We start from the raw sequence: 14,485 nt of genomic DNA, 5'->3' as shown, positions 1-14,485 counted from the left end.
AAGAAAACGCAGTCTGGATGCGTTCACGTGAGACGTGACTGAAGACGCCATTTACTTCACACTTCACCGAAGTAAACTACGTCTGCACCACATAGACTGGGCCTTTGTTAATCAGAGGATGAGAAAATGAAAACCCAGCAAATCGATTTTGCCTCTTTATATTTTGGTACCCCTGTCGCCATTATCTCCAGCCAAAATCCTGACGGTTCAACCAACCTGAGCCCGATCTCGTCGTGGTGGATCCTTGATCAGAATATCGTATTCGGCCTTGGTACCGACGGAAAGTGTTATGAAAATATAAAGGATAATACGGGTATTGTTCTCAATATTCCGGACAGCCGCTTATGGCCGAATATTGAAGCACTCGCCAATAAAACAGGAAAAGCCTCACTAACAGAATGGAAGAAAAAGATGGGGTATGTTTTTGAACAGGATAAGTTTAGCTGCGGGAATTTTAACAAAGTAAAGGCGGAGACGGTTAACACATTGAGAATTAAGGAGTGTCCGATACAAATAGAAGCTACGGTTTGCGGGATATCGCCGCTTGCTGGTTCCCGGGAAAGCCTGGTATCCGTTGATGCCACGATAACCTGCGTTCACATTTCCGAGACGTTATTAATTCACACCGGGAAAGGGTTAAAATTTAATGTGGAGAAATGGCAGCCCTTATATTACCTGTTTCGTCACTATTTCTCTCTGGGCGCCCGGCTTGGTCATAACTTCCGATGTGATGAGTAACCCCACCATTCTGGCACCGGAAAGTTTTAAACTTTTCGTGATATTCTGTCTTTATGCCCCTGGCCTCATATAATCGAGTCATATTCGCCACTGTAATATCGCCTGCCACGCACAACATATTGTGCATGGTAGGTGATGATAATTTTTATGGAAAACGTCTATGTCGAAACTGGATTTGAGGTCCAAAAAAACCTGGGGCGCTCTGGCATCGATCGCCGTTGTCGCCGGTACGCTGGCATCGGCTTTTGCATGGACAGCGGGCTGGCTTGGGTCACGCACGGTCAGCCAGGCACTGGTGGGTGAAACACCGAAACCCTTTCCGCCGGGCTTTCGTCGTGCGCATGGCAAAGGCATCTGCTTTGCCGGCACCTTTGTGCCAAACGGCTCAGCGGTTTCTCTGTCCACCTCCCGGCTCTTTTCTCAGCCGGAAATCCCCGTAGTGGGCCGATTCTCTATTGGTACTGGCGATCCCCATGCCCCGGATAGCACAACCAAAACCCTGAGCATGGCGCTGTTGCTGAAAACGGATGACAAGCAACAATGGCGGATGGCGATGAATAACGAACCTTACTTCGCCACCCGCAACCCGGAAGGATTTCTGGCCTTGCGCCAGGCCACGGCAGTTGATGCGGCCACCGGCAAGCCGGACCCGCAGCGTCTCGCGGACTTTTTGAAAGCCTACCCGGAGGCTGAGAAATACCTTAAATGGGCGGCGCAGAAACCCGCCCCCGGCAGCTTCGCCGGGGCGACGTTTTACAGCATCAACGCTTTCTACCTTGTGAACGCGCAAGGGGAGCGACAACCTGTGCGCTGGATGATGCGTCCGCACGATCCGTTCTTCTCCCTGAGCGATGAACAGCGAAAGAAAGCGGATGATAATTTCCTGTTCGAAAACCTGCGCCAGCGCCTGGCACAGAAACCACTCTACTGGGATTACGTTTTGCAGCTCGCGCAGCCGGGCGATCCGGTGGATGACCCTTCCCGGCCCTGGCCGGATAATCGCAAGCAGATGGTGGCCGGTACGCTGGAAGTGACGCGTGTCGAGGCGCAATCCGTGGGTGCGTGCCGCGACGTTAACTTTGATCCCTCTATCGTTCCGGCGGGCGTTGCGGTGACGGATGATCCCGTCTTAAACGCGCGATCGGCCGCTTACTCGCACTCGTTCAGTCGCCGTGAGCGGGAAATCGGCTACGGCAAAGCCACCGAAGCCGTGCAAAAGCAGGAGGTAAAATGAGCACGAATAAACGTCTGCGCGAGCACGCCCCACAGCATTTCAATACCCTGGCGCGAAGCCTGCACTGGCTGATGGCGGTTATGATCCTGGCGATGCTTTTCATTGGTGCCGCCATGATGACGTCGTTACATCATCGGATTTGGTTGATCGACCTGCACCGGCCACTGGGTATCGCCATTTTACTGCTTGCGCTGGTTCGTCTGGTCAACCGACTCCTGAGCCGCACGCCTCCTCTGCCTGCGGATTTGCCCGTCTGGCAGGTGCTTGCAGCGAAGGCATCTCACTGGGTGCTGTACGCGTTGATGCTGGCAATGCCGCTGCTGGGCTGGGCACAGCTTTCGGCGGCGGGCGTGCCGATCGTGATGTTTGACGGTTTCAACCTGCCTCCGATTGTACCAGCCAGTCCGGCACTGTATGCGTGGTGCCACGACGCCCATAGTCTTCTGGCAAAATTACTTTTTGCGGTGGTGCTGGTCCATCTCTCTGCCGCACTAGTGCATGCGTGGATCTACCGGGACACCGTTTTTGCCAGCATGGCGAAAGGAAACAAGTCGGCATCAGCCGTCCGGGAGGAGCTGAAGTAAGGAAAGCGGTTCTGGACAAGCACACCCGGAATGCTCGTGTCCTCCCTAATCGTCATCCTGAAACGGCAGATTCAACCGGGGCGCGTATTTTGTCTTCAAATTCGCGCCCCAAAAAAGCCACGGATACCCCACCGCTCTTGTGGTGGAAGATAATATCAATCAAATAAAGTGATCATTTTTTAAACATAAGAGCATTTCCGCCCGCAATTTATGCTTTTATCAAAACGTTAAGCGGCGCTCGCATAACAAACACCCTGCCAACAGAAACACCTAACTCGTTGATAAAGATGAGTTTACATCAATAAAAACGATAAAAACCCTTGCTCACCAACAAAATATATCAACTCGTGTGATATCTAAATTATAATTCTTATACTTCTGTTAAAAAGGTGGAGGCCGAAATGCGATTAACCATACTGCTGTTATGCTGTCTGGTACAGAGTGTAACCTGGGCTGGCGAACTGCCAAAACCTGTTGGTAAACCCATTTTAACGATTTACGGTAATATAGAAAATACCAATGAAAATGGAAAAGCAGTGTTTGATCTCGCCAGCCTTGAAAAACTGGGCATGGTAAGCTTTGAGACGACCTCCCCCTGGTATAATGGTCGAACTAAGTTTGAGGGGGTTCCGATGCGTAAACTCATGGATTATGTGGGTGCAAAGGGTACTAACATTAATGTTATTGCGCTCAATGATTACTCAACCGTCATCCCTCTCAGCGACTTTAAAAAATACAATGCCATACTTGCTTTGAAGGTGAATGGCGAATATATGCGCATCCGCGATAAAGGTCCATCATTCATTGTATACCCCTATGACAGTCTTCCTGAGTTGAATAATCAGATTTATTACTCGCGTTCAGCATGGCAGGTTAGCAAAATGAAGATTGAATAGCAGTTCAGGAGAACATAATGAACAGGATACTGGTTGGTATCATTTTTTCTCTTTTTATCACGACAGGATATATTGCATTCCTTGTTTACGATCGCCAGCAGGAATTGCAAAAACTGACTCAATACACCGAGTCCTGGTCCGTGGCTCAACTGGTATCCGAGTATTACCGCTTTGAATCATGGCTTGGTCTGTACGCAACCGATACCGATGACGTTACGATAGACCAGGTTCGCATGCGTCTTGAAATTATGCTCAGTCAGGGCGATTTAATGAAGGGGGGTGATTTAGGTCGCTACATTGACAGCGATAAAACGCATCAGGAGCTCGCTTTACGCTTAGAAAACATACTGAATTATCTGGATAGCCATCTTGAAAACATGAGCCATGCCGAGTTACAGGCCTACCTGAAAAATATGCATGAGCTCGATGCACCGCTCAGCCAGCTTTCTGCCACGGCATTAACAAAAGATATTAACACGGTTAATGAATCCAACACAAAAATACAGATCCTTTACTATATTTATTCCGCGCTTTCATTGCTGCTGGTGATCCTAAGCTTTATTCTTGGCTTTTTAATGATCTACCAGAATAAAAATATTCTCAAAGCGCACATGCAGGTTAAAAGCCTGGCTGACGAACTCCAGATATCAAAAGAAACACTGCAAATTCAGAATGCGAAGCTGGAATATGATGTTTATCATGATTCCCTCACTGGCATGAAAAACCGTCTGTTCTTCTGGGACGATCTCAACAAAATTAATCTTCAGGCGGATAAAAACCATACGCCTGTCACGGTGATGTTATTTGATTTAGACCGGTTCAAAGAGGTCAACGACACCTATGGCCATGATACCGGCGATTTACTGTTGAACCAGGTATCCCGACGTCTCACCTCAATGAGCAGCGCTTCTGATACGTTTTACCGGTTGGGCGGCGACGAATTTGCCCTTCTGTCCAGTGGCTTGACCGAAAACGCGGCAATTTCGCGCGCCAAAGAAATCAGCGATCAGATCAGCCAGCCCTATACGATTAATAACCAGCTGATAAAAATTGCGACCTGCGTGGGTATCGTTTTATCGGATAATGAACGACGCTCTGACTTTCTGTATAAATTTGCCGACCTGGCCCTCTACGAAGCGAAAAAAGCCGGTTCCCAGCAGATAAAAGTGTTCCGTCAGTGGATGATGCAAAAATTGCAGGAGAGCAGAACCCTTGAACATGACATGGCACTGGCGCTCGATCACAATGAATTTGTGGTTTATTACCAACCGATTGTCGATTCATTCAGCAATGACATTTACGGCTACGAGGCGCTTATTCGCTGGATGCACCCGGTAAAAGGAATGCTGTCGCCTGATTACTTTATCTCTGTCGCTGAAAAAACCGGGATGATCAACGCGATCGGCAAAATTGTGCTTGAGCTTGCCTGCCGGGAAGCGGTCTCCTGGGCGGTTCCGGCAAGGATCTCGGTGAACGTCTCACCTATCCAGTTGGGTAATAAATCGTTTACGACGATGGTGCAAACCATCCTGAAAGAGACAGGGTTACCGGCTAACCGGCTTGAGCTGGAGGTGACAGAGTCTTCGCTCTTCAGTGACAGCACGATGCCGATTACGATTCTGAAAAAGCTGCGTTCGTTGGGTGTGAAAATTTCCATCGATGATTTCGGAACGGGATATTCGTCGCTCTCCAGATTGAGTGAGCTTAATTTTGATAAAATCAAAATAGACAAATCCTTTGTGAATCCGATATCCACGCAAGATGATGCGCTTAATATCGTTAAACTGATTACCGGTATGGCGAAGAGCCTGAATATGAGCGTGATTGCAGAAGGTGTAGAAACCGAAGCGCAGCTTGAACGTCTGCAGGCACTCGGCTGCGATCTGGTGCAGGGATACCTGTTTGGAAAACCACAGCCGGAGATTGACAGCAAGATTAGATGCGGTTGAAATGGTTCGCGGTTGCTTCTGGCCCAACACCATTTAGATGACAGCGAATCAAAGGTTAAAAAATGAAAAAGACCGTCCCGGAATATACACCTGTAGATTTATCTCGTTGGGCAAGGAAGGAGCATTTTGAAGTTTTTCAGTCGTTTGCTGAATGTACCATCAACCAAACGGTTCTGATCGACATTACCGTACTGCGAAAACATATTAAAACGGTTGGCTGGAAGTTTTACCCCACTATTATTTTCCTCCTCTCTAAAATCATGAACCGGCATCCTGAGTTCCGTATGGCCATGAAGGACAATGAGCTTGTCGTATGGAATGAAATTCATCCCAGCTATACCATTTTCCATCCCGAAACGGAGACCTTTTCGTCATTGTGGAGCCACTACGATGGCAATATGCAACACTTCCAGAACACATATGCAGAAGATACGGCGTGCTATGGCAATAACCTTTCATACTGGCCTAAGGAAGAGTCCCGGGAAAATGTCTTTTTCGTATCGTCTATTCCGTGGGTAACCTTTACCAACTTTAATATGAACATTGCGCATATGAAGAACTTCTTTTCTCCTATGTTCACGTTTGGAAAATACTACGAACAGGATGGGAAAGTGTTGTTGCCTATGGCGGTACAGGTACATCACTCTGTGTGCGATGGCTTCCATGTGGCAAGGATGTTTAATGAGTTGCAGGAGATGTGTGATGGGTTGCCGGAGCTGTCGGAGGAACATAACGCATGATGCGTAAGAAGTCGTGATGGTTTCTTTTGGTCGGATTGAGCATTAAGTCTGCCAGACATCTATGCTAAGCAAGAGCAAGCCTGCGCACTGTCATCAGAAAATCGAAAGGGGTCGAGTTCCACAGCTCAGGTGAAAAATCAAATCCATATCGCATTTTGAACTCATCATCCAGCCTGCCTTTATTACACTCAATAAAAGTATCAACTTCTTTGGCTAACGCTTTTAATATCCATTCAGAGGCTGTTTTTTTATACAGATTAATAGTGCCCTCAATGGTATCCTCCCCCTCATTGATGAGGTCATGATCCTGATTGAAATAACCCTGAATCAGCTGATCAAGATGATAAAAGCTTTGCATAATCCTTCTACTCTATAGGTCGGAACTGCACATATTTGTCAGCGCGTGTGAGAAGCCAACCGGCCTTTAATCATTTTATGCGCTTTCCATGAAAGGCCAAGTGGTATCAGATACCAGACCGCAATAACACCAAAAACTGCAACAGGTAAGTAATATAACAGCAGTGAGTGCGTATAAAAGACAGGAAGCAAAATCAGCGGTACCAGGATAAGCATCAGACAAATCATCCCACCATAAAAACGCTTACTTAGATCATCCACTAATGTTGAAAGCGTTTCGTCAGCATTTTCATCCCTGCTCAATACCTCTTTCAGACGAGATAATTGCTTACTTGTAAAACCATTATCCAGCAGGTCTTTTTCTGTCAGTTCAGTGGTCACATGCTCGCCTGTCTTCATGATTGGTATGTTCATGAAAGGATAACCTTAAGATGGGATTTTTTAAACACTTGACTCAATGACGAATTGCCAGAGATAGCAGACAGGGTTGAAGATCAACCAGTACGATCGGCGGAGTTCAAGGTTTTCTCTGGGGTTAGCAATTTCTACAAGTCGCACGTTAGACTCCATTGCAGGCATCGCCCAAAACTTAACATTGAATGTCCGAAGCTATGCCCCAGCAGTGACTTGGTCCTGGTTGAGTCCAGTTATAGGATATAAAGTACCGTCTATAAACAGCGATAATAGAAACAGAACAACACAGTGCAGTGCAACAAATTGATTAATAATTATTTTATTCTATCCGATATTTTCACAGCCCCCTTTAATACCCCCAAAGGTTTGTTTGACGAACATAAGTGTTGATTCGAGCCGCGAGTTCTATCAATGTTTTGACACCTTAAATAAATGGGTATGCTGTTCAGTTTTTTTAGTTGCGCTCAAAAATATCAGGTTTCGGCCCTGATAGATGGAATCATTCTGTGTAACAGTCAACAAAATTGGTCGTTTCATTTGAACTTTCCTGCACAGCTCTACTGATTCGTTTGGTGGTAATTCACTGTTATGTTCATGTAGCCTGAGCGCCCTTAATTTTTCTAAAATGTAGTCCGTAACTGCGTAATGAGCCCCGCAACACATTAAGTAACCTATCGCCATCAATCACTCATTAGTATGGTTCCTAATGAAGACATTATTAACTTCGGTGTGTATTAATCAACGGGAAGCAGGTCAGCCGAGCCAGTGCTAAATGCGTTAAATCTGTCATTCAAGGTGTAAAACACAATCATCGATTGGCCCTCTCAAACCGAAAAAATAAATTTTCTTCGCAAAAACAACAGAAAACCATCGATTTCTGGGCCTGTGGGAGCCCCACAGCGGGGCGCTGTGCTATCGGTATGTCATACGATTGTGTGGAGATGACGTGTTGTAGCGCTTCTGGTGGAGCATACGGGGCTATCGGGTAGGCTGTTTGCATTGTTATGGGAAATGGTGCAGAAGGATGACGACTAGGCCGGGAGAATAGCGCTTGCTAGTGGCTGATCTTTAGCCCGCTTTGGTAATGTTGCTGGAGTAGTTCTGTGTCTGCTGGCAAATGCGCAATTGTGCTTTCAGCAGGTTTGACACGCTGGCAGGCTCAAAGGTCTGAAATCTGAAATTGTGCGATGAACTTGCAAACTCAAACAAAATCCTTGAACAAGAGAACTCACCCAAAATCCTCCCGACTGTCTCCCTTCTGTTGATGAAATAACTACTGGTTGCCCTGCTTTGCGTCAACGTTCCGAAAAGCAATACCTGCCCAAAAAAGTCAAGTACTTATAAGAACCATTATGTTGAATAGAACAAAAAACGAACAGTAAAATGCCTTGTTGTAGCATTTTTTCCCTGTGGTGATGCTAATAGTGTGACGTGGTGAAGAACGTTGCTGGGAGTGACGGCCCTGCGATATTTCAGCAAGAAGATAAGAAATTTTCGATGGGTGGTATGTCACGTCAGGCACATGGCCCAGTGAGCCAAGGATATTTTAAGCAGGAAGATGTAAACTGACTCAAGAAAGAGCCCTGACATCTACGGGACGGGAATAGGATGAGTTGCCGGGAATTTTACCCGGCAGACAGTTAAACTTGCTAATTAAATGTACAGTCGCTACCCGATGGCGCACCAATAAATAGTCGCATCTTTCCGCACGTAACAACGATCTTCTGCCCCTTCTTCAATTTTGATGCTTGCGTCTTTTCTGATCCTTCCATGCTCAAACTCACTGGCATGAAGCGATTACCGCTTTCAAGTTTAAGAACGACATCATCCGTGAAATTTTTAGTTATATCCTGAACAGTTCCGGTGATTTCTACGTTACGACCACCGATTTTGTCATCGGCTGCAACTTCATTGGCGCTGTAAAATTCAGCCAGAGCTTTTGCCGTTGTACGATAAAGACCATCATCCAAAGCTGGCACCTTTGGTTTACCATCGGCAACTTGCGACTGTTCCGGGTTGACCATACTTGTAACGACCATTTTTATAAAATCTTTTTGCATCATGGTGTAGGCCGCTGCTCCACCACAACTATTAATCGCAATTTTTTCTTTGGTAATAAGTTTGCCTTTTTCTTTCAGTCCATTGCCAAAACCGGCTCCCAAAACGATGGCATCATGTACATTATCGTAACTCGGAGTATCTTTCTTCATACCCTGCGTTGCCTGTTTTATCAGTTCAATCTCAGATCCGCCTTTCAGTGTCTGCTCACAACTGACAGTAATCAGCGTTTTGACATAAGCCGCTAGGTACTCAGGATAAGGCTGCACGTCCGCTGGGGGAACACCATCAGCGAAAGATGAGAAAGAAAAGAACACAAGAGGTAACGCCAGAATCTTTTTCAAAACAGCCTCCATAGCTGAAAAGATTATGTAAACCATCGGCAGATGCTTTGATACGCATTAATCGTTTTAATCGATCTATATAATATAATTTATCGTTAAAATTGATTAAATTTATTACTATACTTATTGAAGAATGTTTACCCTGCTTGCCATTTGGTAACGAAGAGGGCAGCTCATCCAAGGCGGATATATGAGATCTAATGTATTGATTTGCTGTTTGTTAATGACTTTTAATGCTATGGCAGGCAAAATAACCATGAGCAACCCCGATGAGCAAGAATTGCAGGGCGGAAAGCGGCTTTGTACTTACGAAAACAGCATTTATCTGTTTACGCTGGTGACTCGCTCACAATCCTGCCCGTACTCGAAAACATTCCAGACTGAAGACAACGAAAAGTAAGGGGTAATCCCCTAATTATGGAAATTTTTTGCCTTGCTTATGATAATAATCCTTCCAAAATTTCATCGGTGATTCTGCACAATAATCGGACAACTCTTTGAAATCAGATTTAAACTGAGGGAGATTTTTAGCCAATGTTATTTGCTTAGGTAATGCACCTGTACCATCACCAATAACTTTAAACGTCATTGCACCACGCTTTCTATCCTCGTTAATTAATTCCAATGCTGCAACAGTTTGCATTCTGCCTTCATGCAACTGCTTCAAATAAAACTTCCGGTTAAAGAAGAAATCACGGAATGTTGGTGCGTCGGCTTCAAGCCTGATATCCCATGTAAGCGGTAGAGCGTCACAGATTTTTTCACTCATCAATTCACCGCTCGCGCTTCCGTCCTCAGATGCCTCCATACTCAAAGTCATTTTTGGTTGTGAAGGATCTAATCCTAATTCCCCACTGTCCGCTAAGTATTCAGCATTTGTTGACCATTGACCTGTTAAAAATTCGCTATCGTAAATATATGTCTTCTTCAATTCCTTATATGACGAAGGAATTTTCACTAGGCTATCTAAAGCGCCGCTGAAACTGGTCAGAAACCCCGCAATGTAGATCAGCGCGTATTTACCCCATTCAAGCTTTTTCATAGACACTCTGTATGAGAAATTTTTAAAGATTTTATGCAACCATATGATTTTATACAATAGAATCCATAAAGCCCCGTTAGTGGTAAGGAGATAAACGGAGCATAGCGACATCATCAGATTGTCAGAAGGACCACACCTTATCAGGGTGCTCGTGTACCGTTAGGAGCGTGAGCGAAGCGCTAGCAGAGCCGGATCTGTAGCTACCGGGGCATTACCACTATTCACCTGTTTGCGCAGCCACAAGGCCGCACATCGGGCTTAAATGCGTATGATCAATCTGTTTCGGGATGGTTTAGAGACGTTGGCAGCGTCATCAGCTTCGAGTTGATAGCGGTTCGTGTGGACTGTTCACGCTTTGTACCTGTTCGAGCTTTACAACTACAGGCCGCTACGTGCTAACATCCCTGAGTAGCCACTGTTAACCATAGCGGCAACTGTTGGTCATAGAATCCCTTAAAAGAATATCGTAACTTGAGAGAGAAATACTATTTAAGTTATTGTTTTTAATGGGTTTTGTTGTGTGAGTGCCGATAATAGGAACAACACACAACCAAATAGGTTGTTGAATTATATGTAATTTACCATGTTTTGTTTTTGTGGATACCCCCAAAAGTACCCCCATAGATTTTCTGCTTCACCACCAGATCACAAAAAAGCTTTAGCGTGATATTCACACGCTCACGAGGTACCTATTAGGTTGAAACTCTAAGTTACAGAAGACACCAAGAGTTAAGAAGGCTCAAGGCATTTGTTACAAACTTTTCCAAGTGCCATCTTCACGGATTAATACCTTGATATCAAGGATATCTTCAGGTTGAACTGGTACGAACTGATAACCATCTTGGTCGATTCGATAAACGTCAGGGTTCAATAGTGAATGATATGAGGACATAAGTATTTTACCCCAAGGATATTCAATAAATGTTTTAACTTTATGAGGATCTAAAGAACACCTTACAATCATTGACTTGCCAATTAAGTTTAATTTTGAGCCAATAGATTCATCAGGTTCGAAACACATATTAACTTGTTCTCCGCCATACATTTCTAGTAAAAAATCTGCACCTCTATTACTCAATGCTGTTTCAGTGAAATTGAAAAACACCCTCCCGTCTCTAACTGAACTTTGCTGATGGCTATAATATTTACACCAAACACTTTTCATGTACGTTAATTCCGCATCTGTAAAAAGGTATCCATGTTCTTTTAAGAAATCATCTCTTATTTCTTTACCACTCCTTATTGTTAACCCTTTATCTAAAATGCTTCCAGGTTCAGCTCTAGTATAGTGAATACCGACTATCTTGTTTTGCATACAGTATTCATTAATATCTCTCACTAACCCTCGGACATTTTTGTTCTCCACTAACTCATCTGAAAATTCAGTAGACACACAAAGCTCCTTGATGCTATTTAGTCGCTCTATGTATTCAAGTGGGAGCTCAAAAGGTTTACATAGGTCAATAGTTACCGCCACATCATTCTGTGTTGTTATTTTATTCATTTATATACTTCCCAATAAACCAGATAGACTGACCCACGTTAGATATTAATTGCTCACCCTTACGTAAGAATGAAATCCCTTCATCAATTCCTGCAAGTGTCAAAGCCTCCCCAATTTTCGAACTTGTAGGGTGTGCATCACCGAGTCTCATATCATACGCACCAACTATCGGCCCAAAAAACTTTCGCGCTTTTTCTTCTCCAATTTTCTGAGCTAAAATATTTTGCAGCAACTTATTAGAACCTAATTTCTCTTTATCCGCATGAGTAGATATCTTTCGAAGTTCCCGTATATTTAATCGTTCTGAAAATAGCCTTACAATATCTTTAGCCAACCGAAGTAAGGATGCTTGATCTCTGCTAGCAAATCTTGAGATAGTATTACTAGCCTCATTAACGTCAATATCATGTGAAAATAGTGAAACGCCGTACTTTTCCTTAAAAACATCTTCAAGCATTTTCATAACTTCAAAAAATAAAAATTCAACGGCATAAGTTTTAGCAGGCATTGCTCTAACCTGCGCAGACAAAAGTTCAGATGAAACCTTACCATCAGGAACGACGTTGTGTGCAGCCCAGACATGCTGCTCCCAGCTATCCAGACGAGCAATATCACAAGCGTAAACGGTAATTAAATCTGCTGCATTTAATCCAAAATGGACATGATTACGCGAAGCAGAAATTAAAGCACCTGTTTCAGCTGAAAACCATTTAATGGAAAATCCGCGAAAGCTTAAAAGTTCGTTTACGATGCTTGAACGAAACCATAACCAGCGGCCAACATCTTCACTATTCAAATTAGATGAAGCGAGCCGAGTTCCATCAGTTTCAACAATAAAATTTGGCAGGTTAGGATCTTCATCTCCACGTACTCGTTTACTAAAGCCTGGATGTTCAATCCACTCCTCCCGCCAGAACTCCCCTTCAATGCGAATACCTTCATATCCCCGACGATTGCCCTCCTTTTTTTCATAGGCAGTATTACTTTCATTTTCCGGCCCCATAACAGGAGCGTCATCTTCCTCATCAATATCTGTCCTCCATGCTCGAAGCATAGCCCAACTGCCACCGTAGACTTCGTCATTAGAACAAACTCTCAGTTGAAAACTACCGCCATCCCTCTGTTCTTTTAAATGGTCTGGTAACTCACTGAATTCACTATTCTCAAGGGAAGCAATATTTATAATACGTTGTTTATAATATGATAATCGAAGGGACAAATTTCTTGCGGATAGATAATCATTTAGGAATTCACGTTTAATTTCAATTAAATTTGGTTCACCCTTATCATCAAAATACTCCCGAACCACCTCAACAAAATTTTCTTCTGGTCTTACCCAAACATTACCCTCTTTTACAAGACGTAGAGCAATTATCATATCAGGATTTAACATCCAAATATTCTTATCAATAACTGGCTGTGGATAATCAAAAACCAAGTGAATACCTAATGGTTCATTATCATTATACTCATACTGCTCAACAGGGGAATATCGTCCATCGCTATAGGCATATGGTTTGGTTTCTACAATGCCTAAATCGTTCCAGCTCAGTTCTTCAGCACGATCTTTTAAATCAACTGGAACGGCAATAGATCCGCATCCAAAAAAATCACTTTCATAGCCTATTTTAAATACACAACCTTGCTCATTGGTTTTAGTTGCACGTAATGGCACCCAAGTCGCATTTGAATATAGACGCTGTGTCTCTTTTTTCTGAAGAATCCAATCTAATTTCATAGTGCCCCCCCAAACTAACAACAATTTTAAACCTCATACTAGTCAGTTTTATCATACGCAACTCACAAATTTCTTCATATTCACATTACTTCGCCCATACCAGAAAGTACTATCCACTTGATAGATATAGCATAAATAATTAGACAAGACTGTTTGAAGCAACTGTAACTTAGAGCGCCTACAGCCAAAAATCCCCGCTGGCGGTGCCGGTGAGTGACAAGTTTTGACAGGTGCAACTAAGGAGCTGTACCTGAAGTTTTCTAAAGCGGTAACCGTTGACACTTTTCTGGTGAGGCATAACAAACCATAACAGGCTCACACATGCCCTGCTTCGCATCAGCATTAACAAAAGCTAACAGCCAAGGCTCAACAAATCTCAACGCCAGCCCTTTACACTTCTGCTGTAGCTGCTGTTCGTGGGCGTCAGGATCCGTTAGGTTGGGTTGACACTTTTCCCAGTTTCTCGCGAAAAAGTGTCAAGTTTGAGGGGCTGGGGGTTTACAGTTTTTCGCCATCCAGCAGGCAGAGTGACATTAAACCAGTTTTGTTCCAGTCATCCAGCGTATCGGGGTGCATTGTGGCAACGTAAGCCAGCTCAGAACGAAGAAACCGTAAAGCGCCTGCTGCACGGTCTTTGCCATAGAAGCTGTGGGTTTCTTCATCCGGCCGGAAGAAAATCAGCAATTGTTCATCGGGCTCGTGCTGAACATCAAAACCCAGCTCAGCGGCTGCTGCCTCTATTCGCTGGCCAGCATTAATATCAGCCGGCAGCGCTTTCCCGCCGTCATGCCCGCATACCCACGCGGCGGCCTGCGCCCACGTCATTGCATTGTGATGATCACCAGCACCAGCACCAGCACCAGCACCAGCACCAGCACCAGCACCAG

General features: G+C 44.5%; 14 protein-coding genes. 7 read left to right on the top strand and 7 right to left on the bottom strand.

What is annotated here, in order from left to right; genetic code table 11:
• Positions 1–126: 126 nt before the first annotated feature.
• From LDK53_RS17670 to catA, 6 genes are all read left to right on the top strand, one after another.
• The gene (locus LDK53_RS17670; protein WP_225287706.1) at positions 127–738 is read left to right on the top strand and encodes a flavin reductase family protein; all 612 of its coding nucleotides are present in this window, start codon (positions 127–129) and stop codon (positions 736–738) included.
• A 160-nt stretch (positions 739–898) separates the two neighbouring features.
• Positions 899–1,972, top strand: coding sequence for a catalase family peroxidase (locus tag LDK53_RS17665; RefSeq protein ID WP_225287705.1), 1,074 nt, complete (start codon positions 899–901; stop codon positions 1,970–1,972).
• Positions 1,969–2,556: a cytochrome b gene (locus LDK53_RS17660; RefSeq protein ID WP_045286923.1), complete on the top strand. Its 588-nt coding sequence runs from the start codon at positions 1,969–1,971 to the stop codon at positions 2,554–2,556. Before LDK53_RS17665 ends, LDK53_RS17660 begins: the two co-directional genes overlap by 4 nt.
• A 401-nt stretch (positions 2,557–2,957) precedes the next feature.
• Positions 2,958–3,452, top strand: a complete 495-nt coding sequence (locus tag LDK53_RS17655; protein WP_225287704.1) for a molybdopterin-dependent oxidoreductase — start codon at positions 2,958–2,960, stop codon at positions 3,450–3,452.
• A gap of 17 nt (positions 3,453–3,469) precedes the next feature.
• Entirely contained in the window at positions 3,470–5,401 is a 1,932-nt protein-coding gene (locus tag LDK53_RS17650; protein ID WP_045286924.1) for a GGDEF domain-containing phosphodiesterase, read from the top strand.
• Positions 5,402–5,463: 62 nt separating this feature from the next.
• Complete coding sequence (gene catA, locus LDK53_RS17645; protein WP_225287703.1) at positions 5,464–6,141, top strand: type A chloramphenicol O-acetyltransferase; 678 nt, start codon at positions 5,464–5,466, stop codon at positions 6,139–6,141.
• A gap of 64 nt (positions 6,142–6,205) precedes the next feature.
• Here the strand turns inward: catA and LDK53_RS17640 are convergent, their stop codons facing one another.
• From LDK53_RS17640 to LDK53_RS17630, 3 genes are all read right to left on the bottom strand, one after another.
• Complete coding sequence (locus LDK53_RS17640; RefSeq protein WP_225287702.1) at positions 6,206–6,499, bottom strand: contact-dependent growth inhibition system immunity protein; 294 nt, start codon at positions 6,497–6,499, stop codon at positions 6,206–6,208.
• A 38-nt stretch (positions 6,500–6,537) separates the two neighbouring features.
• Positions 6,538–6,912 (bottom strand): hypothetical protein, encoded by a 375-nt coding sequence (locus LDK53_RS17635; protein ID WP_225287701.1) that lies wholly within the window; start codon positions 6,910–6,912, stop codon positions 6,538–6,540.
• A 1,649-nt stretch (positions 6,913–8,561) separates the two neighbouring features.
• The gene (locus tag LDK53_RS17630; protein ID WP_225287700.1) at positions 8,562–9,314 is read right to left on the bottom strand and encodes an OB-fold putative lipoprotein; all 753 of its coding nucleotides are present in this window, start codon (positions 9,312–9,314) and stop codon (positions 8,562–8,564) included.
• A gap of 256 nt (positions 9,315–9,570) precedes the next feature.
• Here LDK53_RS17630 and LDK53_RS17625 point away from each other — a divergent pair, with 256 nt between their 5' ends.
• Complete coding sequence (locus LDK53_RS17625) at positions 9,571–9,714, top strand: hypothetical protein (protein WP_375166460.1); 144 nt, start codon at positions 9,571–9,573, stop codon at positions 9,712–9,714.
• 15 nt (positions 9,715–9,729) lie between these two features.
• Here the strand turns inward: LDK53_RS17625 and LDK53_RS17620 are convergent, their stop codons facing one another.
• The 4 genes from LDK53_RS17620 to LDK53_RS17605 form a co-directional block, all read right to left on the bottom strand.
• Entirely contained in the window at positions 9,730–10,356 is a 627-nt protein-coding gene (locus tag LDK53_RS17620) for a hypothetical protein (RefSeq protein WP_225287698.1), read from the bottom strand.
• A 751-nt stretch (positions 10,357–11,107) separates the two neighbouring features.
• Complete coding sequence (locus tag LDK53_RS17615; protein WP_225287697.1) at positions 11,108–11,749, bottom strand: hypothetical protein; 642 nt, start codon at positions 11,747–11,749, stop codon at positions 11,108–11,110.
• A gap of 103 nt (positions 11,750–11,852) precedes the next feature.
• Positions 11,853–13,598 (bottom strand): hypothetical protein, encoded by a 1,746-nt coding sequence (locus LDK53_RS17610; RefSeq protein ID WP_225287696.1) that lies wholly within the window; start codon positions 13,596–13,598, stop codon positions 11,853–11,855.
• 498 nt (positions 13,599–14,096) lie between these two features.
• On the bottom strand, positions 14,097–14,485 hold a 389-nt coding region (locus tag LDK53_RS17605), incomplete at its 5' end, for a DNA-binding protein (protein ID WP_225287695.1).

Origin of the sequence: Enterobacter sp. K16B (assembly GCF_020216105.1) — a bacterium.
GTDB classification, from domain to species: domain Bacteria; phylum Pseudomonadota; class Gammaproteobacteria; order Enterobacterales; family Enterobacteriaceae; genus Enterobacter; species Enterobacter sichuanensis.
Note: the sequence above shows the minus strand (reverse complement) of the source record. Positions and strands in the feature narration are given on the sequence as shown.